This is a genomic window from Labilibaculum euxinicum (assembly GCF_009795715.1).
Lineage (GTDB): Bacteria > Bacteroidota > Bacteroidia > Bacteroidales > Marinifilaceae > Labilibaculum > Labilibaculum euxinus.
In genome coordinates, this window is sequence record NZ_WTCR01000010.1 from 97,970 (window position 1) to 120,348 (window position 22,379).

A 22,379-nucleotide genomic window follows, 5' to 3' on the forward strand; every position below is an offset into this window, starting at 1 on the left:
GTAATTTTAGCAAAATAATCTGCTAACCAAAAAACATGTCTGGGAAAGGTTCATTTCCTTTTTCAAATCTAACATCCAATGAAGAAACTATCTCCCATCCTGAAAAGTCTGCTTTTTCCTTTTAGTTTACTATATGGGCTGATTGTATCTGTACGGAATCTACTTTTCGATTTTAATATATTACCAAGTACCGAGTTTAAAATTCCCATTATATCTGTTGGCAATATTACTGTAGGTGGAACCGGTAAAACTCCTCATATCGAATACCTGATCACCTTACTAAAAGATGATTATAAAATAGCCACATTAAGTCGGGGTTATAAACGAAAATCAAAAGGATATATCCTTGCTGATGGAGCATCAACATCATATCAGATTGGTGATGAACCAATGCAGATTAAAAGAAAATTCCCAGATATTTTAGTCTCAGTTGATAAAAAAAGAGTGAACGGCGTAAAGAATCTGCTTCAATCTGAACATGGTACCGATTTAGCTGCAGTACTGCTTGATGATGCTTTTCAACACCGATCTATAAAAGCCGGTTTATCGATTTTATTAATAGACTACAACCGGCCAATTACTCAGGATTATATTATGCCATATGGCAGACTGCGCGAAAGTGCAGGCGAAAAAGACCGGGCCAACATTATCATTGTAAGTAAATCGCCGGAAAATATGACTCCTATCGATAGAAGAATAATTGTTAAAGAACTTGATCTTCTTCCCTTTCAGTCCTTATATTTCACAAGCCTTGATTACGGAAATTTAGAACCCGTTTTTAGAGATAACGCTATCAATATTATTAACGAAGATTGGGATAAAGATAATTTTTCTATTCTTTTGGTAACTGGAATTGCCAATCCTAAACCTTTAAGAGAATACCTTGAGAATTTCTCTGATTTGGTAGAAGAATTGAAGTTTCCGGATCATTATTCATTTGGAACAAAAGATATTGATTTAATTCATTCGAAATTTGAACACCTGAAGGGTGAAAATAAAATAATTGTTACAACGGAAAAAGATGCGACTCGATTTTACGATATGGATATCAATCATGAATCGATAAAAAAGCATTTATTCTATATTCCCTTACGGATAAAATTTTTGAATGAAGACAAGTCAAAATTCGATGTGCAGATTATGAACTATGTGCAGAAAAATAAGCGTTCAAGCAATCTGCATAACATCAAGACCGACTCAATATAAAATAAAAGAGGAATCAAATTGATTCCTCTTTACTTTACCATTAAATTAACCACTACATTAATTAACAGCTATCACTAAAAGCAGTTTGAGATACATTTAATTTCAAAAGCATTCAAACACCCTATGCATCATTAAGTTACAAAAACAAACATAAATAATCAACAGTTAATTTCTTTTTTTTGGAAAAACTCTATTGCCGTTCAATTAAATGCTGTCTTAATTGAATTTTCCACCCAAAACACAGGACTCTTTAAAAATTTTACGTTTTCCATCCGGACTAAATAATTCGATATACACCAAATAGATTCCTATTGAAGCTCTCTCTTTTTGTGAAGTTAGTCCATCCCAAAATAAAGAATCCTCATTGGCTAAATTCAAATTGTTCGCTAATTTCCTAATTTCAATCCCCATCGAATTATAAATTCTTACCGAAGCGAGGTAACCATCCATTTCCAGATTAAAAGTAATCAGCAGGCGATCATCAAAACCATCATTGTCCGGAGTGAATATTTTAGGAGACAGACTTATTTCTGAATTTGAACTGCTGAGATCATTGTAAACTGAATTTTGAATTCCCGGAGTACCAAATCCGATATTTTGAGCCGCCGATTGCCAATTTGATTTACTATTCGTTTCACCTTTTGGATTTATCCTTTCCAAAGATACACCTTCAACCGAAGCCAATAATTCGAAATGCATATTTTCATTGTATGCAAAATCATCAATAAGTTCATTATTGGAAATAAGAACGACTCTTCCTGCATCATCTGAAAAAGATGGTAGAGATTTAACTTGACAAAAAACATCAGGATTGGATGTAAAATAGTTTTGTTGAACATTGAGAGTATCTTCTGTCACTAATATATATTCATTGGGAAGCAGGTATTTGTCTGAAATTGAAACTTCATTGTCTAATTCAAAATTATCTGTTCGCGCAGCCAATTTTATGCTTGACAAATCAATTACTTTTTCCGATACATTTACAATTTCCACATAATCCGATCCATCGGGATAAGGATTGAACAATACTTCATTTATCACCAGATCACCTTTCGTGACAATTCCCGGTACCCAGAACTCAAATTCTTTGGTTATCATGGAATTGCCTGCTAAATCTTTAATTTCATCAGATAAGATGAGTTGACATTGACTGTTCCTAACAAAATCCTCATTGAAAATCAATTGAAACTCTTTACCTGCTAAATCAGACTGAATCACTTCCTTAGGATAAACTAAATCAGGAGAAAGTTGAAAATTTGATAAAACAAGACCTCTATTTTCAATTGGCTCGCTAAAAACAAGCTTTAAACAGTTAGATGAAATACATCTACAGGATTCAATACCTGGAGCAATCAGATCCTGATTTACTGAGTAAATTGAATTCACTTTACCCGGAGTTCCTCCCAATTCGTTTTCAGAAGCCTTCCAGTTATTTGCCTGCCAAGATGTATTTGCCGGATCAATTCGTTCCAATGACCAACCTCCGTTCGATTTTTCATCAGATTTGTACCATGAATCAGAATAAAAAACCTGATCAATAACAATCTTCTCTGCAGATTGTATTTCAATTGCTCCGCCTGAATTGGTTAATCGGGGAAAGCTACTTACTCCAAGCACATCACCAAACGAAGTAAATTCTTCTACTGCAGAATTTGAACACAAAATTAAATATGCTTTGGCGGGAATTGTGTCCGTTGCTAAAACAGTCTCCTTCTCTCCTGCTTTTAAAATCCAATTCTCAATGGATATCGGATATTCACTGGAATTGTACAATTCAATAAATTCATATTCCGGCAACCCAACAGAAGGTGTTTCGTCCACCATGATTTCATTTATCACAACATCGTTGGAATGAACCTCATACCAAATAAAACTCACAACTGTATCCAACACATTGCCGCACTCATCCAGCAAGCTCGTAATATTTAGTTGCTGTTCATGACCATCTTCAAAAGAATTGGCAAACTCAAGGTGAACAATCATTGGCGTTTCCACCGTAATTGTAGAAACAGGATTATCAGCCAACGAATAATTCTGGAAACTAAGCAAGGAGAATGTGTCAATTTGCTCACTCAACTCTATTGACAAGTGATTTTTGGACAAAACTCTTAAATGAGAAACAGCCGGAGCTAAATTGTCAATATTATTTCCATGAATGGAATTTTCTTTCCCCGGTGTTCCTCCTGTTTCACTCTTCGACGCTGACCAATTGCCATTGGTACTGCAGGCATTCAAAGGATCAATTCTTTCAAAAGACCAACCTCCGTTCGATTTTTCATCAGATTTGTACCATGAATCAGAATAAAAAACCTGATCAATAACGATCTTCTCTGCAGATTGTATTTCAATTGTTCCTCCTGAATTTGTTAATCCAGGGAAGCTACTAACTCCAAGCACATCACCAAACGAAGTAAATTCTTCTACTGCAGAATTTGAACACAAAATTAAATATGCTTTGGCGGGAATTGTGTCCGCAGCTAAAACAGTCTCCTTCTCTCCTGCTTTTAAAATCCAATTTTCAATGGATATCGGATATTCACTGGAATTGTACAATTCAATAAATTCATATTCCGGCAACCCAACCGAAGGTGTTTCGTCGACCATGATTTCGTTAATGACCAAATCATTACTTTTTGCAGGAGCAAAATATCCGAAATTAATTGACTCCTTTTCCTGCACTGCCCCCTTAGCATCAGTAATATTATACAGATCTAATAAATAACTCCCTGTTTTTAATTCATCATCCAAAACAAGAAGTAAGCAATTATCTTCAACTCCAGGCAAAACTTTCATTCCCAAATATTCACCATTGGTTCTTGTCAGTTTAAAATTTTCGATTTCAGCTGATTTTGAAAAATCAAGCTTCTCCGAATATTCCAAAAGCAAAGAATCCGTTGCTAAAATCTCGTAAGATTTAAAAAATGGCGGTGTATTAATGGATTTTATTTCCAAATCATCAAACCAAAGATTTCCTGCTCGGGAGGCTGTTTCATAGGTAAAATCCAAACCCGCAAACCATTCCTTTGCGTCTGGCATAATTTCAGATTGAATTTCTCCTGCAACGATCCAATTTTCTTTTTTTCCCAATCGGTTGTATTCCATTTTCCATAGACCATTTGGGTAATAAGTGATCTGAATTGCAACGGCCTCATTTTCATTCCAGTTAAATTCTGATTCTAATAAAACTTTCAATTTCTGATCTTTATTCAAAGTACACAAACTCAAAATATCATTTGATCCACTTTGATTTACACCAACAGAATATTTAGTAGTGGCTGCACTCGGATCAGAATTATCCATGAGCAAATGAAAGACAAATTTATTTCCCGAGGATGGATCCCAATCACCATTTTGAATAATAAAACGCCAATTAATTGCACCCGCTTTGGGGTTAAATCCTTTCAAAGGAGTACAAATACAGCTTGAACCTAATTCTTCTGACAAATTGTGTTTCAATGAATATTCCCCAGCTATTGGCCGATAAGACGAAACACACCAATCCTTCGTATTTATCCAATTTTCAATACTTTTTGATTCAAAATTTTCATCAATAGCTAATTCATCTTCTCCCAAAAGAATTTGAATTGAATCAGATGCTAAACTGGATTCAATCTTCAGACTAAAATCATCAGTTCCATTGTATTGAATAGAATCGCAATCAACAATCCCATTTACTAATTCCAGATTCTCATCCATAACAATTAACTCTCCATTCCCATCCAACAAACTGAGATTCACAGCTCCAATTGCATCTTTATCTATACTCTTAAAATAATCACAGGCTGCAATTTTTAAAGAAAATTTCTCATCAGAATTATTAATCCCGAAAGGGTACGAAGAAAAAGAGAGTTGACTAGCTTCAACGTTAATAAAATGGATTTCAGATATAATGTCGTCCGGTAAGATCGGCTGTATCTTCGAGCCACTTTCCAAACACTTCCATTCATGAAACTTTGGTATTTCAACCTGAAAAGTCGCATTATCAGGAAGCTGTCCCTTGCGAAAAAAAATCGCCAAAGATAAGTTCATCTCCGAATTGTTTGGCAGTTCCAATACGCCTTTCGATGAATTAAACTCAATCCGATTGTCACTAATGTTTGATGTTGCAGCAATCATCTCTCCTTTTGATAATAGAACCGCTCCGGAAATATGTTTTGCCCAGGAAAAGGAATGCTCAGGATATTTGTTGTAAAACTTCAAATTTGAAATTATTGTTGGCAGCTGATCGTGAGTTGCGAAATCTGATATTTTAAAATTGAGAACAGATATGGCATCATCTTGAGTGATTGCCAATGAGCTGAGTGGTTTTGCTAAAATTGGATCTGCAGAGCCGATTACGGAGGTTTTGTCAACACCTGATATATTATCACTCAATATTGTTGGGAAGTTGTCGCATTCTGCCTGAAGAGTAAATTTTTCCGCTTCACTATAAATTAAATCCTCCCATCGAAAATCTCCATCCTCACTTGTAAGCTTTAGATTTTCGGATGAAAGCCCTCCATTCCCGGAAGCCAGGGAAAGTTCTATTTCAAACTCAGAGTTCGTATCAATGTTTCCCAAACTATCAACAAGCTGAACAACGACAGTAAATTGTTCCTGATAATTTACTGATTCAGGAACTGTTTGAAACAACATTTCTTTGGCCTCTACTTCAAGGGTAAACTCTGTCCCTACCAAATTACCGCCAAAATTAGGACTAAGTCCACTGCTTCTATCAGAAATAATCCAACCCGCATGCAAAGAATCTATTTTCATTTGAAATAATTCTTCATCAATGGTTTTTCCTTCTTTTAAAAAGCAAAAAACAGAATATTCGACACTTTCTTCACTTAATATCTCCTTATTTAGTTCAGACTCTATAAAATGAATATCTACCTGTTTATCTTTTATAGTACATTCAACATCCAATACCTCCCCTTCCACTTTTACAAAGAACTTTTCAATTGATTTCTTCCAATTCACTTGGTTTTTCTCCGATCCGATCAATCTTATCTGCTCAAGAATAGTTGAAGCATTATCATTCCCCGAATCCGTCACCGAAAATCGAAAAACTTCAAACGCATCCTCTTCCCGAATACGACGCGAAGAGATGATAGAGTCTGAAGAATACGAATCATTCACATTTACAAATGATTCATATGTATTCTCAACCCTTATATTTTCTGAAATTGTCTTAGGCAGCACATCATTGCTTACAGCCAATTTTATGAATTCAGGATGGGAATATTTTAATGATTCAAAACTCACCTCACCTTTAACAAATGAATTCTGAAATCCATTCAGCGATTCCAAATTGCCGATTCCTGTTTCCAAGGATAATATAACCATCTGATTTGCATCAAAATCCTTATTATTAAAATCATCTACAGCATTTACTAAAATGGAAAAATCACTATTGCGAATAAGAGTATCAGGACAGTCAGAGAAGATCATTCTTGTGGCCTCAACCTCGACACTATGAATTGCAGAGAGAAGCTCTTCATTAGCTGGATTAAAACCAGAACCCGACACAAAAGTTTCGAAGCCTTTCGCTGAATCTTTACAATACAATTGAAATGTTTCACCATCTGTTAAAGGATGATCTGAGTTTAAATAACAGCGCAATTCAAATTCCATTTTTTCTGCATCGGGAATACTTATTTGATTTTCTTCAAAATCCATTAAAATAGAATCTGATTCGATGATGAAATTTTGAGGAATAATCTCCTCATTATTTACAAACAGACAAAGGCCACCCAGGCAATCTTTCCAATTCATCCCATTATCCGGCTTTGAATTGTAAAAGATCATTCTTGATATTTTAGTTGGAAGGCCATCTGCAGCTTCTGCCGTTTCGTCAATAACAAATCGAAAGCAGGTTAATGCCTTTTCTTTTTCATTACAATTTGTGCTGAGAAGTTTCGACTCAACAGGATTGTCAGAAGCCTTAATTTGAGTCAGGTCTTCAGTCTCGGGAACAACAGGACTTCCCTCAACCACCAAATTATCAAAACAAACCAAATCACCCGAATTAGGATTATTCATCCTAACAACGATTTCTAAACTCGATCCGTTTAAATTAGCTTGTGTTGCATTTACACTACCCCAATTGCCACTATTCTCACCATTCAATTCAAATTGAACCTCATCAGCACCGTCCAATTTATAGAAGACTTTCGCATATTTACTTGAACTTGTTGAACTTCCGGTTTCTGCTAATAAAACGGAAATGGCAACATCGGTAAAACCGGAAATATCAACCGACCTACTCTTCCACACGGCCTCTCCTTCACAATCCCTGGCTTCAAACCTTCCCCCCTTTGTTCCCACCACCATTGCATAATCCTCATCGTCAGAAAGAGAACAGTTGGAAACATCCAAAGACCAATCCGTAATTCCGGTTAAATCTGAGTTACTACCCCAATAACCTTTGCCTATGTCACTGGTAAAATCAATTTTCCAAATATCATCGGCATATAAACAATTACTATTCAGTAGAAACAGCAATAAAAACAATTTAATAGAAAGAGTTTTTTTCATGGAAAAATCCTTTTAAATTTGACTTGGCTTTTGAATAAAAAGCTAATTTAACTATAATCTAATTTATAATCAACAATTTAAACCACATTATGTTATGAGAATTGCAGTTGTTGGCGCCACTGGTTTGGTTGGTCAGAAAATACTGGAGGTTCTGGAAGAAAGAAATTTTCAGATTAGTGAGTTGTATCCTGTAGCCAGTGAAAAATCTATAGGAAAAGAAGTTGTATTTAATGGAAAAAAATACAAGGTTATCAGTATGACAGATGCAATTGAATTAAAACCACAAATTGCAATCTTTTCTGCTGGAGGAGACACCTCTTTAAAATGGGCTCCTGAATTCGCAAAAGCAGGTACCACAGTTGTCGATAACTCATCGGCTTGGCGAATGGATAAAAACAAAAAATTGGTTGTTCCGGAAATAAATGCTGTCGATTTAACCACTGAAGACAAAATTATAGCGAATCCGAATTGCTCAACCATACAATTAGTTGTAGCCCTTGCTCCTTTGCATAAGCGATACAAAATGGAACGTTTGGTAATTTCAACCTATCAATCAATCACAGGAACAGGTGTTAAAGCAGTTTCACAATTGGAAAATGAGAGAAATGGGATTGATGGAGAAATGGCTTACCCATACGAAATTGATAAAAACTGTCTGCCTCATTGCGATGTATTTACCGAAAATGGCTACACCAAAGAAGAAATGAAATTGTCCAACGAGACTAAGAAGATCTTGAAAGATGACAGCATTAGGGTAACTGCTACTGCTGTTCGAGTACCTGTAGTTGGGGGGCATTCAGAATCTATAAATATCGAATTTGCCAATGATTTTGATCTTGACGAAGTAAGAAAAATTCTTTCGGAAGCGGAAGGCGTAATTGTTCAGGACAATTTGGATACAAACGAATATCCAATGCCAAAATATGCTCATGGCAAAGATGAAGTATTTGTTGGAAGAATACGTAGAGATTTTTCAAATCCGAATACTTTGAATCTTTGGATTGTTTCAGACAACCTGCGAAAAGGTGCAGCTACAAACGCAGTTCAAATTGCAGAGTACCTTACAAAAAATAATCTTGTATAAGACTATAAATAAGGCCAATGAAAATAATTTCATTGGCCTTCATTTTATTTGCGAACAGCAATCATTTAAATTACATAAGAACAATTCGCATGTTAGCTAAGTATCAATTGCATCTTTATAGATTAATCCATTAAATTAGAATAATCCTGATATAAAAAGTTATTATAAGGGAAACGTGCCGAATGTATTTCCTTTACTGCATTGTAAACCACCTCACGAAACTCCTCAACATTTTGCTTATGCACTGCGGAAATAAACAAACAAGGGGTATCTCCTTTTGCAATCCACATTTGTTTTAATTCCTCCAAACTGTAATTCTCTCTTGTTTTTGGTAAAAGATCGTCCTCATCTTTTTTCACATAAGTAAAAGCATCAATCTTATTAAAAACCAAGAAGGTTGGTTTTTCACGTTTGTCAATTTCAAGCATTGTTTCATTCACAACCTTAATTTGATCCTCAAAATTAGGGTGAGATATATCAACCACATGCAAAATTATATCTGCCTCACGTACCTCATCCAAAGTTGATTTAAATGATTCGACTAAATTATGAGGCAATTTCCGAATGAATCCAACAGTATCGGCCAATAAAAATGGCACATTTTGAATAACCACTTTGCGAACAGTAGTATCTAATGTTGCAAAGAGCTTATTCTCAGCAAATACTTCAGATTTACTAATCATGTTCATCAAAGTTGATTTACCAACATTGGTATATCCAACCAGAGCAACTCGAACCATTTTTCCCCGGTTTTTACGCTGGGTTGCTTTTTGCTTATCAATCTTAAGCAAATCTTCTTTAAGCTTAGATATTTTATCAAGTATTATTCTACGGTCGGTCTCAATCTGACTTTCACCCGGACCACGCATACCGATACCACCACGCTGACGTTCAAGGTGAGTCCACATTCTTGTTAATCGAGGAAGAAGATATTGATATTGAGCCAACTCAACCTGGGTTTTTGCATTAGCCGTTTGAGCACGACTGGCAAATATGTCCAAAATTAAATTTGTTCGATCCAAAATCTTACGCTGCAATGCCCGCTCAATATTTCTAAGCTGTGATGGTGAAAGTTCATCATCGAAAATCACCAATTTAATATCATCATTCCTTTCCAGGTAATCAAGAATCTCCTCAAGCTTTCCCGTCCCAATAAACGTTTTTGGATGAGGATAGTCCATCTTCTGAGTGAAACGCTTAACCGTTTCTGCTCCAGCAGTTAAAGCAAGAAAGTCCAGTTCGTCAAGATACTCCTTAACTAAGCTTTCAGTCATATTTTTTGATTTATCGATAACACCAATCAAAATTGCTTTTTCTACTTCTCTATCTAATATCAGGTTCTCTCCCATTTAATCAATTTGCAAAAAAACAAAGGCTTAGTTGCCTTTATCAATAATATTTCCTTTTTAGAGGTAGATGGTAAGAAGACTACCTTAAAACAAATACCAATAACAAGATACGTAAACTACGGGGCAAAAATAAACAATATTCGAGAAAGCAACAGTGCTTAAGTCATAAAAAAAAGGCTCTGAAAAATCAGAGCCTTTACTATCTAAAAAAATTATAGATTTGTTTTATTGTAATTGGAAGTTAATTGGTACAGTATAAGATACTTTAACAGCTTTACCCCGCTGCTTACCAGGCTTCCATTTAGGCATTTGACTAATTACGCGAACAGCTTCCTTATCCAAAGATGGATCTACTCCACGTACTACACGAATTTGCTCAACCGCTCCAACTTTGTTCACAACGAAAGTTACAAAAACACGACCAGTAATACCATTTTCCTGTGCTATCACAGGATATTTAACAGATTTTGCAATCCATTTTTGTAATTCTAAAGCTCCTCCTGGAAATTCAGGCATATCTTCTACAATTACAAAAACTTGTGCTTCATCTTCTTCTTCCTCTTCCGCTACAACCTGAATTTCAACTTCAGCATCCATGTCAGCATCTGAATCTTCAATCTCTAGTTCATCCTCAATCTCTTCTTCGTTGTCTACGATGTTCAAGACATCAGCAACTTTAGGAGCTGGTGGTGGTGGTGGTGGTGGCTTAATTGGTTCTTGTCTGGTAACAGGAATCATTTCTTCCTCTGCCTCCATTTCTTGTTGATCTTGCAGGCCGGTAGCTTCGCTAGAATCTACACTCCATTCAAATGCAAGAAGTACAAAGGCAAGAGTAAGAGCCAGACCAATCTCAAGAAAAAGACCTCTCTTATTTTCAAGATCTGCTTTTGGTGACTTCTTAACTTCCATAATCTTCTTTTAATTTTCTTTTAATTTCAGCGCTTAAAACTAAGTAATTCAATTTTATAATCAAAATCCTTTTCGATTAGAAAATTAATTCGAGGCATAAAGATATAAAAATTAAAAGCAAACTGATTTTCCTAAGCAATAAATTTGATTCTCAGCCGATAAACGATTGAAAATTCACATTTCAGATAGGAAGTTTGCAGTGATTTAAATTAGGATAAAACCTCTGTGTATAAATGAACTATAAACTTAGTCGATTTTTTCTTTATAGCCAATCTAAATTATAATTTACACATAATAAGAGTGAAGAATCTATTAAGCTCGTACTCATCCTACCTAATACACACACTATACATTGCTACCAATCAATTGTCTATTGACAAACAATTTTCGAACTAAAATAGATTCTCCACCCTATTATCCTTACGTATAAAATTAAAAAATGTTTTAATTTCAAAAAAATCATCCTACTTATATTTTGAGATGTGTAATTTTCATCTATATTTGCACTCCAATTGAGGGGATCAAGTATTTTTCTTTTACTCCTCATAAAAATGATGGGGGATTAGCTCAGTTGGCTAGAGCGTTTGACTGGCAGTCAAAAGGTCACCGGTTCGATTCCGGTATTCTCCACACTAAAGATAAGGCGTTTACGGGCTTCCACCGTGGGCGCTTTTTTTATGCTTCGCTAACATTCTGGTTCCAATTTATAGATGATCTATTAATAAATTAGTACTCAGGAAGTTTAAATACATGAGAAAATAGCTCATCCCATCTATAAAAGCTTCAATTATACCGTGAACTTTTCAATGATTTTGGATGATGTTATTCCTTACATGATTTCTACACTATGCAAGTATTGCGAAATTCCGTATAAACCTGCAAATCAACTACGCAAAAGCTACATATCAACACCTTACGGTTTGCATTCAAGATTTACAAGGTTCACACCATTTTAAATTATTTGATCTAAAATTCTTGCACTTCTCCCTTTATAGTAACAATTTTAAGATATCTGAAACTATTTAAGATTAGTATGTACCAAATACATTTAATAAGAAGATAATTTGCATCGTTCATATAACTTAAAAAGGGTTCCTTACCATAGGAAATACTCTTTCTCACGAGGTGCAATTAACTGATATTGTTGATGAAATTTTCATTTCCGTTTTGAAACCAAAGGCAAATATCATATAAAAAACATCTTGGACAAAATGTATATAATGAATTATTGAGAATATTGTTTTATACCCAAAATTCCAATCTTGCTTTCATTTAGAAAAGAATAAATTAATCCTATGCCACAAATACTTTAGTAACCAGAACGATACATTATTTCATTTTCTCCATAACACCATAACAAAAAAGACATAACACACAATAGTTAAGTATGTTATATACATACGTAAAAATTTTCAGCTTAAAAATACCGGTTAAGTTGTTTAACCTTAATTAACATCTTTTAGCATTTTCAATCCAGATAGTTTTCATAAGTTTGTACTATCCTTTCCGAGAGGATTAGGTTTTCATAGATTAAAATGGGTTAGATTAAAGTCCGGGGTGGTTCCCGGACTTTTTATTTTATATGATTTGATTATAAATTATACTTGATACTATTTTCTTTTATTTCTGGCATATTTTGCAATTACCTCGTTTAATTCGATATTAATTTCCAATGCTTTTTCTTTTGTGGCTTTAACTTTATCCAAGGCAGCAATAAGTTGATCTTGTAAAACAAGACCTGCAACATCGATTAAAGAAGCTTCGATTAAGCTGATATCACCTTTGATTGCTTCCAATGCTGCAACACCTTCTTTTCCTTTTGGTGCTTGAGTTGCTAATTCTTTGTTTTGCATTACAATTGAATCAATCTTCAGCTGGAGTCGATTCCTAATACCATTTATCAGGCAATTAAATCACACGGCGAGGTTATGAATGCAATTAAAATTAATTATTCGGACTTGCAAAATTTTGAAATTATTGTTCGTGATCAAAACCTTATCCGTTACTCTTTACTGCTGGATGCTCAGGGAAAAATCATGGATAAAAAAATTGTTTAGCCCCAAACAACCTGGTCTTAATTACTCTAAGTAAAAATATTTTCCAATATCATTGGTTGTTTGTTTTCTTGCTACTCGATAAGCTTTCGACTATTTGCATTGATAAAAAGAATATTCCCAAGTTTGTCGTATCCCTTAAAAAGTTCAGCTTTCTCGTGCTTAAGCGATTCACCTCTAAATCCAATTATTGTTATGCCTGCATCGGCCGAACGCTGATTGATAACTTCTTTCGATGATACATTTTCCTGCTCATGGATGATTTCAATATTAGAGGTTATAATCGGTAGTCGGCCCGAAACTACCAAATCATCCAATTGCTTTCTGGTTTCATCGGCCTGTTCCTTTTTACAGATGTTGAATATCTTAATATCCGCCTTTTTCCAATCAGAATGACCTGCAATAATGAAACTAAGCAGAATCATTAAATTCGCATTATAAGTATCCGAAGATTTAATCCATACATGGATATTGCTCTTGAAATCTAACGTCCGTGAAGAACTTCCCAAAATACAGAAATCAAAATTACCCGCACGCGCCAACGAATAATTATCAATGATCAAATTCAAACGATCAGGGTTTCCCTTATCATACTCAAATATCACCATATTATTTTCCATTCCTGCAACACCAGGCAACTGAATTGCTTGTGCAATAGCCGAAGTATAGGATGGAGAGATGATGGTATCAACGTAAACGTGATTCTCTATTTTATCAAAACTTTTAATTAATCGATCCAATTCTTCTTTTGATTGCTGATAAGTAGCTTTTGAATAATATCCCTCAATTCTATGTAAATACGTTCCAAACCCATATTTGTAGGATATCCAGTTTAAAAGTTTAAAAGCAGTATCTCTCTCAAAAGATTCTTTTGAGATACAAATAGCACTTGGTCTCCATTCGCGGGCTTTTCCTTTTCCTGTTTTCTGCAAAAACACTTGCATGTTCCTATTTAGCTGATAAAGAGCATTTAGAAAGATTGACTCTATTCCATTCCTATTTTTATGATATCGGTTAATGAACAAATAAATTAGTGACATAACAGCTACGGCAGCAAAAGCGTATAGAAAGCTAATCTTGAACATCACCCAAACTGATGTTACAAATCCTATCAGAGATAATACCCACTTTGATTTAAAAGAAGGGCGATAACTTGGCGATGATCCAAAATGATTTAGAAAAGATATCAGGCACAAAGATCCATAAGTTACCATAAAAAACATAGAAATAATTTGTGCTACCGCATTCACATCACCTAAAACAACAAACACCATTGCGATTATGCATGTAATCAATGACGCATTTATGGGTTCATTATCAGATTTCCGGCCTTTTGCCAACCATCTGTTTACTTTTTTTGACGGAAAAGAACGATCGGCCGATAGTGCCTGAAGAGTTCGTGGAGCCACCATTACTGAACCCAGCGCTGATGAAATTGTTGAAGCCGCAAGTCCTAAAGGAATCACCAGACTTCCGCCTATCGCAATTTTTGCCATTATCAGCTGATTTTCCATCAAATCGGCACTACTGACCGAAAATGCCAGCTTGTAAACTACAAAAAAGTAAACAATCATTCCCAATAACGTTGCAGTGCTGGTACCTAAAGGAATTGATTTAGATGGATTTTTAAGATCTCCCGACAGACCAACACCAGCGGTCATTCCAGTAAAGGCAGGAAATATAATTGCAAATACAATAAAGAACTGATCTGCATTTCTAAATTCTGCATTCATTAGACCAAAATCTGAAACAGATGCATGATCGGTTGAACCTAAGAAAAACAGTACGAGTGAAACCATTAAAACAGCAACTACAAAATACAAAGCCTTTACCCCCAAATTGGCTCCTTTTTTCAGAATCAATATCGATAAAAAGAGCATTGCAGGAACACTAACTATCTGACGCGGAAACTCATACCCATAGGTACTAAAAGCCAAATTAAATAAGGGTTCAAAGGCCTCAGTAAAAGCAATTACGTAAAATGCAACACTTATTGCCTGTGAAAAAAATAAGGCAATACCTATAGTCGCACCAATATTTAAACCAAACGAGCGTGAAATAATAAAATACTCTCCACCACCTTCAACACGTTTATTTGTCGCCAACTCAGAAATAGCCATAGCCGTTGGTATCGTAACCAAATGCCCTAAGAGAATAATTAAAATTACTCCCCAAAAACCCAAACTCCCAACCGCAAAACCAAAGCGGAGAAATAAAATTGCGCCTAAAATGGTAGAAATTGCTGTGAAAAAGACAGGAGCTGTCCCAAATTTTTTAGTAGAAGTAGTTGTAGGCATAGATTCGGTTGTAAAAGTTTGCGTACTAAAAATAGCAAAAAACTACCACTATAAATGTGTATAGTAAGCTGATAAAAGAAATAAAGTTAAGATCTTAGCAGGTATCGACCCTATCCCATTGAAATAAACTCAAATTCTATGTATCTTCTGATATTTGCAATGATACATTATAAACATTAACAGGCATACGATTCATTTTAATGAAAGAAAAAATTGTTTTAATCACCGGAGCTTCTTCGGGAATAGGTAAAGCTTCCGCCTTACTTTTTCTTAAAAAAGGATACACCGTATATGCAACAGCTCCTTCAACCATTGCTATGATAGATTTGGAGGAAAAAGGGGCACAAATTTTACAGCTTGACGTCACTAATTCTGAAAATTGCCGGCAAGTTGTAAATCACATCTATAAAGAATCCAAACGCATTGACATTTTAGTGAATAATGCAGGTTTTGGTCTTTATGGTGCAATTGAAGATGTTTCGCCGGAGGATGCCCGCCAACAATTCGAGGTTAATCTTTTTGGTTTGGTACAATTAACTCAGATGGTTCTGCCCATAATGAGAGCAAATTGTAAAGGGAAAATTATTAATACTAGCTCCATTCTTGGCAGAATGACACTTCCTATGGGCGGATGGTATCACGCTTCAAAATATGCATTGGAAGGAATTTCTGATTGCCTGCGCCAAGAAGTAAAACCATTTGGAATAAAAGTAATCCTAATTAATCCCGGTGTTATTGAATCAGATTGGGCAAATACCGCCTTATCTAAAGCGAAAGAAAATTCAAAGAACTCAGTTTATAGCAAAATGACTATCCAACTTGAAAATCTTCTTATAAAATCGAAGAAAATTCAAGTAAAAGCAGAAAAAGTTGCAGAAGTAATTGTGAAAGCGAGCCTTTCAAACAATCCAAAAATAAGATATATTGTACCAAGGCATGCAAAACTAATTTGGTTCCTCAGGAAGCTAATCAGTGAAAAAAGTTTTGATTATTTTAAGGAAAAGCTATTTAAATTTCAGTCTTAAGATGGAATATAAATGATCCTAATTTGAAATTTCTTCATCTCAATTTTAGAGTATTTTAACAAAATCTTCATTAAAACGTGATCAAATAAACTCTTTAAATCCGTAAGTTTAACATCCTTAAGTGTTAAAAATGAACAAAAACCAACCTGACAGTCAAAAAAAATTACTTAACGGGGTTCGCCCTGGTAGAATTGTATATCCAATTCTGATTGGCGTTGCTGTTGTTGTTTACATGTTGATGAATGAAGTTGATGGCCAAACTCTTTCCTTAATTGAATTTTCGTGGTATTCACTTTTTTGGCTTTGTTTTGCGTTAATCATGATGATTATTCGCGATTTAGGTTATATGGCTCGTTTGCGGATACTTACAGATAATACATTTTCATGGAGCAAGGCATTTCGTATTATCATGCTGTGGGAATTTACTTCGGCAATAACTCCTTCTGCAATAGGAGGAACATCTGTTGCAATTCTGTATCTTAACAAGGAAGGCTTAAAAGTTGGAAAAAGTTCAGCAGTAGTTATGTCTACTTCTTTTCTCGACGAGCTGTATTTTATTCTCATGTTCCCAATCCTGATCTTGTTTTTGGATATCAACCAATTATTCATGATAGATATTCAGGAACATTCTATCTGGCTGGATTCTCTTTTATATTTTGCTTTAGTTGGTTACCTTGTAAAAACGGCTTATTTTATTGTTTTAACTTATGGATTGTTTTGGAACCCAAGAGGATTAAAGTGGTTGCTGCTTTGGATATTCAAACTTCCGGTTCTTAGAAAATGGAAACAAGGAGCAAATCAGGCTGGCACCGACATAATTGAAAGTTCCAAGGAACTGCAAAGAAAACCGTTCTGGTTTTGGTTTAAAGCATTCATGGCAACTTTTTGTTCCTGGACAGCCAGATATTGGGTTGTAAATGTGATTCTTCTTGCATTCATGTTTCAAGGATACAGCATTACAGAGCATATCATGATATTTGCAAGGCAATTAGTCATGTGGATCATGATGCTTGTCAGTCCGACTCCTGGCGGAAGTGGATTTTCGGAATGGGTATTCACAAAATATCTAGGTGAATTTCTTCCATCAGTAGGAATCGCAGCAGCCATGGCATTAATTTGGCGACTAATTTCATACTACCCCTATCTCCTAATTGGAGTCTTTATTCTTCCTAAATGGATCAAAAAGCATTTTAAAAAATAGATACCACACATATTTCAACATGTTTTTGCATTCGAAATAACTTCGGAGAATATCAAATCAAACAGATAACAATAAACCGCAAACTATCGTACAACCCGTATTAATTAACGCGAAAAACAAGAATTACCCAACATTTAAAAGGGATTCAGACAGTATTCACCTACTTATCGAACACAGATAGAATCGTGATTATCAATAGATAGAACATCATCCTGAACAAGTTTTTATAATTATTCACCAATAAAAAGAAGCGATTCATCAAATCTTTAGGTCGCTTAACAATAATTAAACTTATCATTTAAAACAAACAACGTAACTTGCAACAGTAAACTAAATTTGCAATTCAGTAAAAATAAAAAATACTTATGAGAAAATATCTACTATTAATGATTGGGCTTTTCATAATTGTTTCTTCTTGCTCGGACAATAATGATGACAATCAGCAAACCGATCAAAAGAAAACAATTCAAGAAGGCATTTCTATCAATAATAACCCTGCGGATCTTTCCAGTAGGGTTAAAACAATGAATGATTTAGTTATTATCAACAATCTTCCAGCTGGAACTACAAAAGAAGGAACGACGGAAATTGAAATTGATTTGACTAAAAATTATGCTTTTAAACTAAAAGCTGAAGTTGAAGCACCTAAAGTAAAAGGTGAAGCAGTTCAAGCTACTCACGTCAAAATTATCGATAACATGGCATTTGTTTCCTACAATACAAAGGGAAGTAAATATAGTGGTGGTGTTGAATTGTTTGACATCTCAGATCAAGACAATCCAGTATTACAAGCTCAGGCGTTATTTCCTGATGTTGACGTTAGTGCTGTTGATTATTATGATGGAGTAATTTATCTGGTAGGTGCAGTAGATCCGGAAAGTGCTGGTTATGTTCTTGCATCTCCTGCTGTTTTAATTAGTTTGGAGTTAAGTAATTCTAAAAAAATCATGTCTGTTTCAGGACTGGTTGATCTTCCTTCTTATGTTGCTACAGATGTTGAAATTGATGAAAATTACATTTATGCAACTAGTGGATCTGATGGAAAATTAAGCATTCTTAAACGCAGCGACTACTCTTTAGTAACTGGAATTGATATTAATGATGCCAGATCTTTAAGTAGTAATGATGAAAATATTTATGTGCTTAATGCAACCAATGAAAAAATACAGTCTTTCAAAAAAGCTGATTTTACAGAATTAGAGGCAATTGAAGTTCAAGGTCCGATTACTGATGAATCAAAAACTGAAATTGATGTTACCGACAACTATATTCTTGCAGCATTAAACGTATCTGGATTAGATATTCGTAATTTGGACGGAACTTTAAAAGAGCGCTTTAACCGTCCTGAAACTCCTGCTGGTGGCCTTGATGAGGATTACGTAACCAACTCGGTATGCTTAAATGAAGAACTATTGCTGATTGGTAATGGTGGTGCTGGTGTATACGTTGGCGCTATGATTCCTGAAAATGATAATAATGTTACTCTGTTAGGAAGTATGGATTTTGGTTCATCGGTGAATTTTGTTGAATCGAGAGGAAACTACATTTTTGTTGCTGCCGGAACCGGCGGACTTAAAATTATTACCATTGAAATGGACGAAGGAGTGCCGGATGATATCATTCCAACAAAACCTTGCGAAACTTTGGTAGATAACATTATTGCCATGTTCCATGAAAATAAGGATAACCGCGCAGCGAATTCTGAATTATTCTCAGATGAGAACAACTTGATTCTAAAATTAACTAAAGAATCTCCTGTTTATCTAACTTTCGTTGATGAAGGCGCTGGATGGAAAAATTCATTGGCATACTACACTTATGATGCTGAAAATCCTCCTGCAAGTGCTGACGAAATAGAACTTCACATGCTTTTCCCTAATGCTTCAAAAGAAGGATCAGGAGGAGGATTAAAGACTGGTGATCGTGTTCAGCTAGGTGATGCTCCATTTGCGCAAAATACAGTAATTGGATTTTGCTTAATTGCTCAAGGCTGGAAAAACGGTACTACCGTTGATGGTGTTTATCGTCATTATACCAATATTGAATGGAACAAAGACGCAACGCAACAACATGTATTGTTCAAAGAGAAAAATTGTAAAGATATTGTATTGTGTTTCGAAGATACTCAGCTACCCGCTGGAGACAAAGATTTTAACGACATTATTTTCACAGTTAATGATAACGAGGAAGATGCTAATATAGCAACAGCCTTCGACATGACTAATATTGTAGAAAAATAAAATCGAACTTAATTATATGGAGTGCCATTTCTTTGGAGATGGCACTTTTTTTATCCAATAAAGTGGATAAGAATACTTGAGATCACAAGAATATAAAACAAAAACTCTCCAATCCAAGAGTGTTTTTGAAATACAAAATAGTGGCTTGCAATGTAGGTTACCGGAATAATACTGATAAAGTACTGTTCAACACCTGCCCCTTTAAAAAACACAAAACTAAGAGCCGAAACAAGAAAGAAACTCAACAAAATAATAAAATATTTACGCGAGCTAATTTTTTTCTCCTCATAAACATTCAGCATATACAAAGAAGAGAGAATAACCAAAAAGCCAAGTATTCCCCAGTATGAATATTGGAAAACTGATACAACCCCTAAACTATTTTTAGATGAAAAGAGATTCCTAATTGTATTTAAGAGTTCAGTCAAATTATCGTTCCAAATGTACCAGGCAACAACAAAAAAAACAGGGACAATAAAGCCTGTTAATCCCGCCAGAATTTCTTTACCCCGCAAATATCCTAAAACCGCAAGAGCCATCCAAAACCAAAAGATATATACTCCTGCAAACAAATAGAACAAACTTGCCAGGCCTACTAAAAACCCGGCATCAAAAGAGTTGGAAAGAGTTGCTGTTCCCTGATAAATTTTAAATACCCGATCTACAGAAAGAAATAGTAAAAATGCGGCAAATAATGAAGGATGCATACCTCCTAATGAGACAGTTCCCGTGGCAATAAGAGCAAATACGAATGCAGGCAAATCTGTTCGTTGCCGGATAAAAATATACTGCTCATTTAAGCGCACCATTCCGTAAGCGATCAATATTAAAAGCAGGCAGGCAATTAGATTTAGAACGAAATTATTACCTCCCGTAAGAAATAACAACAATTCATACAATGGCATTTGGTTCTGTCCAGCCGTTAAGGATTCCGAATGCAGTAACGTACCCATCCAAAGCAATACGATAACAACCGGCATTAGTATCAGTAAAATAGAATGGCGTCCTTTAATTGTCTTTAAGAGCATGAATTTAAGCTTTTAGCGAACCAGAAGTGCAAAATAACAACTACCACTCAATTTTCAAATAAAAAAAAAGAGCAGTAGTTTTTATAAATCAATTACTTTAAATCGAAACCAATATCTTTTCTGTAATATTTCCCTTCAAAATTAATCAGTTCAGCATTTCTAAAGGATTTATCCAAGGCCGACTGCATCGTATCACCGTATGAGCTTACCGAAATAACACGCCCCCCGTTAGTTACAACATCATTACCCAAAAAAGTTGTTCCCGCATGAAATACAATGCTTCCTTCTACCTCATCTAATTTAGTAATAGTTTTGCCTTTTTCATACGCTTCCGGGTAACCTCCCGCAACTAACATTACAGTAGTTACTGTTCTGTCATCCATCTCAAAAGGAGCTTTATCCAATTCCTGCTTCGAAACGGCTTCCATCAATTCCAGTAAATCTGATTTGATTCTCGGAATGATTACCTCTGTTTCCGGATCGCCCATTCGAACATTGTATTCAATTACATATGGATCTCCGCCAATGTTCATCAATCCAATGAAAATAAAACCTTTGTAAGGAATATTATCTTTCTGAAGGCCTTCAATTGTTGGTACAATCACGCGATCTTCTACTTTTTGCATGAAATCTGCAGTTGCAAAAGGAACCGGAGAAATTGCGCCCATACCACCTGTATTTAAACCGGTATCTCCTACTCCAATTCGCTTATAATCCTTTGCCTCGGCAAGTGTTTTATAGTTTTTGCCATCGGTTAAAACAAAAACCGACAACTCGATACCTGCCAAAAACTCTTCAATAACAACAGTACTGCTTGCGTCGCCAAACATTCCATCGATCATCTCTTTTAGAGATTGTTTTGCCTCCTCTAAATCAGAAATAATTAGAACACCTTTTCCTGCAGCAAGACCGTCTGCTTTTAATACGTATGGAGCTTTTAAGCTTTCCAGAAAAGTTAATCCTTCTTCTAAATTTTCAGAAGTGATACTTTTATATTTTGCGGTAGGAATATTATGTCGGAACATAAATTCCTTTGAAAAATCTTTGCTTCCTTCTAATTGAGCACCTAATTTTTCCGGACCAATAACTGGAACACTCTTGATAGCCTCATCGGCAAGAAAGAAATCGTGAATTCCATTTACCAACGGGTCTTCCGGACCAACAACAACCATGTTAATTCCTTTTTCAAGAACAAAATCTTTTATTTTTGCAAAATCGTTAGGATTAATATCTATGTTTTCTGCAATTGCAGCAGTTCCGGCATTTCCCGGAGCAACATACAATTTTTCCAATTTTTCACTTTGAACAAATTTCCATGCAAATGCATGTTCACGGCCTCCTGAACCCAAAAGAAGTACTTTCATCTAATAGTATTAATTAGCAACCAATCCCAATTTGCTGTCTGCAAACGGGAATTATCAAATGGTTTTGGTTATAAAATGGTATTAATAGTTTGATCGAGAGCAA

General features: G+C 35.2%; 13 protein-coding genes and 1 tRNA gene. 7 read left to right on the forward strand and 7 right to left on the reverse strand.

The window, feature by feature from the left end:
- Window positions 1-78 precede the first annotated feature (78 nt).
- Window positions 79-1,206: a tetraacyldisaccharide 4'-kinase gene (lpxK, locus tag GQR60_RS13985; protein ID WP_124993532.1), complete on the forward strand. Its 1,128-nt coding sequence runs from the start codon at window positions 79-81 to the stop codon at window positions 1,204-1,206.
- A gap of 216 nt (window positions 1,207-1,422) precedes the next feature.
- Here the strand turns inward: lpxK and GQR60_RS13990 are convergent, their stop codons facing one another.
- Entirely contained in the window at window positions 1,423-7,725 is a 6,303-nt protein-coding gene (locus GQR60_RS13990) for a lamin tail domain-containing protein (protein WP_124993533.1), read from the reverse strand.
- A gap of 94 nt (window positions 7,726-7,819) precedes the next feature.
- On the opposite strand from GQR60_RS13990, the gene GQR60_RS13995 reads away from it, so the two are divergent.
- Entirely contained in the window at window positions 7,820-8,809 is a 990-nt protein-coding gene (locus GQR60_RS13995) for an aspartate-semialdehyde dehydrogenase (protein ID WP_124993534.1), read from the forward strand.
- A gap of 122 nt (window positions 8,810-8,931) precedes the next feature.
- On the opposite strand, the gene hflX is transcribed toward GQR60_RS13995, so the two are convergent.
- Entirely contained in the window at window positions 8,932-10,158 is a 1,227-nt protein-coding gene (hflX, locus tag GQR60_RS14000; RefSeq protein WP_124993535.1) for a GTPase HflX, read from the reverse strand.
- Window positions 10,159-10,383: 225 nt separating this feature from the next.
- On the reverse strand, window positions 10,384-11,067 hold the full coding sequence (locus tag GQR60_RS14005) for an energy transducer TonB (RefSeq protein ID WP_124993536.1): 684 nt from the start codon (window positions 11,065-11,067) through the stop codon (window positions 10,384-10,386).
- Window positions 11,068-11,623: 556 nt separating this feature from the next.
- Between GQR60_RS14005 and GQR60_RS14010 the strand changes: the two genes are divergently transcribed.
- Window positions 11,624-11,697, forward strand: a tRNA-Ala gene (locus GQR60_RS14010).
- Window positions 11,698-12,677: 980 nt separating this feature from the next.
- On the opposite strand, the gene GQR60_RS14015 is transcribed toward GQR60_RS14010, so the two are convergent.
- Window positions 12,678-12,920 carry a hypothetical protein gene (locus tag GQR60_RS14015; protein WP_124993537.1) on the reverse strand — a complete coding sequence of 81 codons (243 nt, stop codon included), beginning with the start codon at window positions 12,918-12,920 and terminating at the stop codon, window positions 12,678-12,680.
- Between the two features lie 75 nt (window positions 12,921-12,995).
- Here GQR60_RS14015 and GQR60_RS20235 point away from each other — a divergent pair, with 75 nt between their 5' ends.
- Window positions 12,996-13,124 (forward strand): hypothetical protein, encoded by a 129-nt coding sequence (locus tag GQR60_RS20235; protein WP_262885276.1) that lies wholly within the window; start codon window positions 12,996-12,998, stop codon window positions 13,122-13,124.
- Between the two features lie 71 nt (window positions 13,125-13,195).
- Here the strand turns inward: GQR60_RS20235 and GQR60_RS14020 are convergent, their stop codons facing one another.
- The gene (locus tag GQR60_RS14020; RefSeq protein ID WP_124993538.1) at window positions 13,196-15,418 is read right to left on the reverse strand and encodes an APC family permease; all 2,223 of its coding nucleotides are present in this window, start codon (window positions 15,416-15,418) and stop codon (window positions 13,196-13,198) included.
- Between the two features lie 200 nt (window positions 15,419-15,618).
- Between GQR60_RS14020 and GQR60_RS14025 the strand changes: the two genes are divergently transcribed.
- The 3 genes from GQR60_RS14025 (at window position 15,619) to GQR60_RS14035 (ending at window position 19,884) form a co-directional block, all read left to right on the forward strand.
- Window positions 15,619-16,443: an oxidoreductase gene (locus GQR60_RS14025; protein ID WP_124993539.1), complete on the forward strand. Its 825-nt coding sequence runs from the start codon at window positions 15,619-15,621 to the stop codon at window positions 16,441-16,443.
- 130 nt (window positions 16,444-16,573) lie between these two features.
- The gene (locus GQR60_RS14030) at window positions 16,574-17,644 is read left to right on the forward strand and encodes a lysylphosphatidylglycerol synthase transmembrane domain-containing protein (RefSeq protein WP_124993540.1); all 1,071 of its coding nucleotides are present in this window, start codon (window positions 16,574-16,576) and stop codon (window positions 17,642-17,644) included.
- Window positions 17,645-18,009: 365 nt separating this feature from the next.
- Window positions 18,010-19,884 carry a DUF4114 domain-containing protein gene (locus GQR60_RS14035; protein ID WP_124993541.1) on the forward strand — a complete coding sequence of 625 codons (1,875 nt, stop codon included), beginning with the start codon at window positions 18,010-18,012 and terminating at the stop codon, window positions 19,882-19,884.
- Between the two features lie 50 nt (window positions 19,885-19,934).
- Here GQR60_RS14035 and GQR60_RS14040 read toward each other — a convergent pair whose 3' ends face one another.
- Together GQR60_RS14040 and purD are read right to left on the reverse strand one after the other, a co-directional pair.
- Complete coding sequence (locus tag GQR60_RS14040) at window positions 19,935-20,912, reverse strand: DUF6427 family protein (protein WP_124993542.1); 978 nt, start codon at window positions 20,910-20,912, stop codon at window positions 19,935-19,937.
- A gap of 92 nt (window positions 20,913-21,004) precedes the next feature.
- Entirely contained in the window at window positions 21,005-22,276 is a 1,272-nt protein-coding gene (gene purD / locus GQR60_RS14045; RefSeq protein ID WP_124993543.1) for a phosphoribosylamine--glycine ligase, read from the reverse strand.
- Window positions 22,277-22,379 lie beyond the last annotated feature (103 nt).

What these genes read in the sequence shown, in the direction of transcription:
- lpxK (WP_124993532.1), top strand. Translation starts at nt 79, where the DNA reads ATGAAGAAACTATCTCCCATCCTGAAAAGTCTGCTTTTTCCTTTTAGT.
- GQR60_RS13990 (WP_124993533.1), bottom strand. Translation starts at nt 7,725, where the DNA reads ATGAAAAAAACTCTTTCTATTAAATTGTTTTTATTGCTGTTTCTACTG.
- GQR60_RS13995 (WP_124993534.1), top strand. Translation starts at nt 7,820, where the DNA reads ATGAGAATTGCAGTTGTTGGCGCCACTGGTTTGGTTGGTCAGAAAATA.
- hflX (WP_124993535.1), bottom strand. Translation starts at nt 10,158, where the DNA reads ATGGGAGAGAACCTGATATTAGATAGAGAAGTAGAAAAAGCAATTTTG.
- GQR60_RS14005 (WP_124993536.1), bottom strand. Translation starts at nt 11,067, where the DNA reads ATGGAAGTTAAGAAGTCACCAAAAGCAGATCTTGAAAATAAGAGAGGT.
- GQR60_RS14015 (WP_124993537.1), bottom strand. Translation starts at nt 12,920, where the DNA reads ATGCAAAACAAAGAATTAGCAACTCAAGCACCAAAAGGAAAAGAAGGT.
- GQR60_RS20235 (WP_262885276.1), top strand. Translation starts at nt 12,996, where the DNA reads ATGAATGCAATTAAAATTAATTATTCGGACTTGCAAAATTTTGAAATT.
- GQR60_RS14020 (WP_124993538.1), bottom strand. Translation starts at nt 15,418, where the DNA reads ATGCCTACAACTACTTCTACTAAAAAATTTGGGACAGCTCCTGTCTTT.
- GQR60_RS14025 (WP_124993539.1), top strand. Translation starts at nt 15,619, where the DNA reads ATGAAAGAAAAAATTGTTTTAATCACCGGAGCTTCTTCGGGAATAGGT.
- GQR60_RS14030 (WP_124993540.1), top strand. Translation starts at nt 16,574, where the DNA reads ATGAACAAAAACCAACCTGACAGTCAAAAAAAATTACTTAACGGGGTT.
- GQR60_RS14035 (WP_124993541.1), top strand. Translation starts at nt 18,010, where the DNA reads ATGAGAAAATATCTACTATTAATGATTGGGCTTTTCATAATTGTTTCT.
- GQR60_RS14040 (WP_124993542.1), bottom strand. Translation starts at nt 20,912, where the DNA reads ATGCTCTTAAAGACAATTAAAGGACGCCATTCTATTTTACTGATACTA.
- purD (WP_124993543.1), bottom strand. Translation starts at nt 22,276, where the DNA reads ATGAAAGTACTTCTTTTGGGTTCAGGAGGCCGTGAACATGCATTTGCA.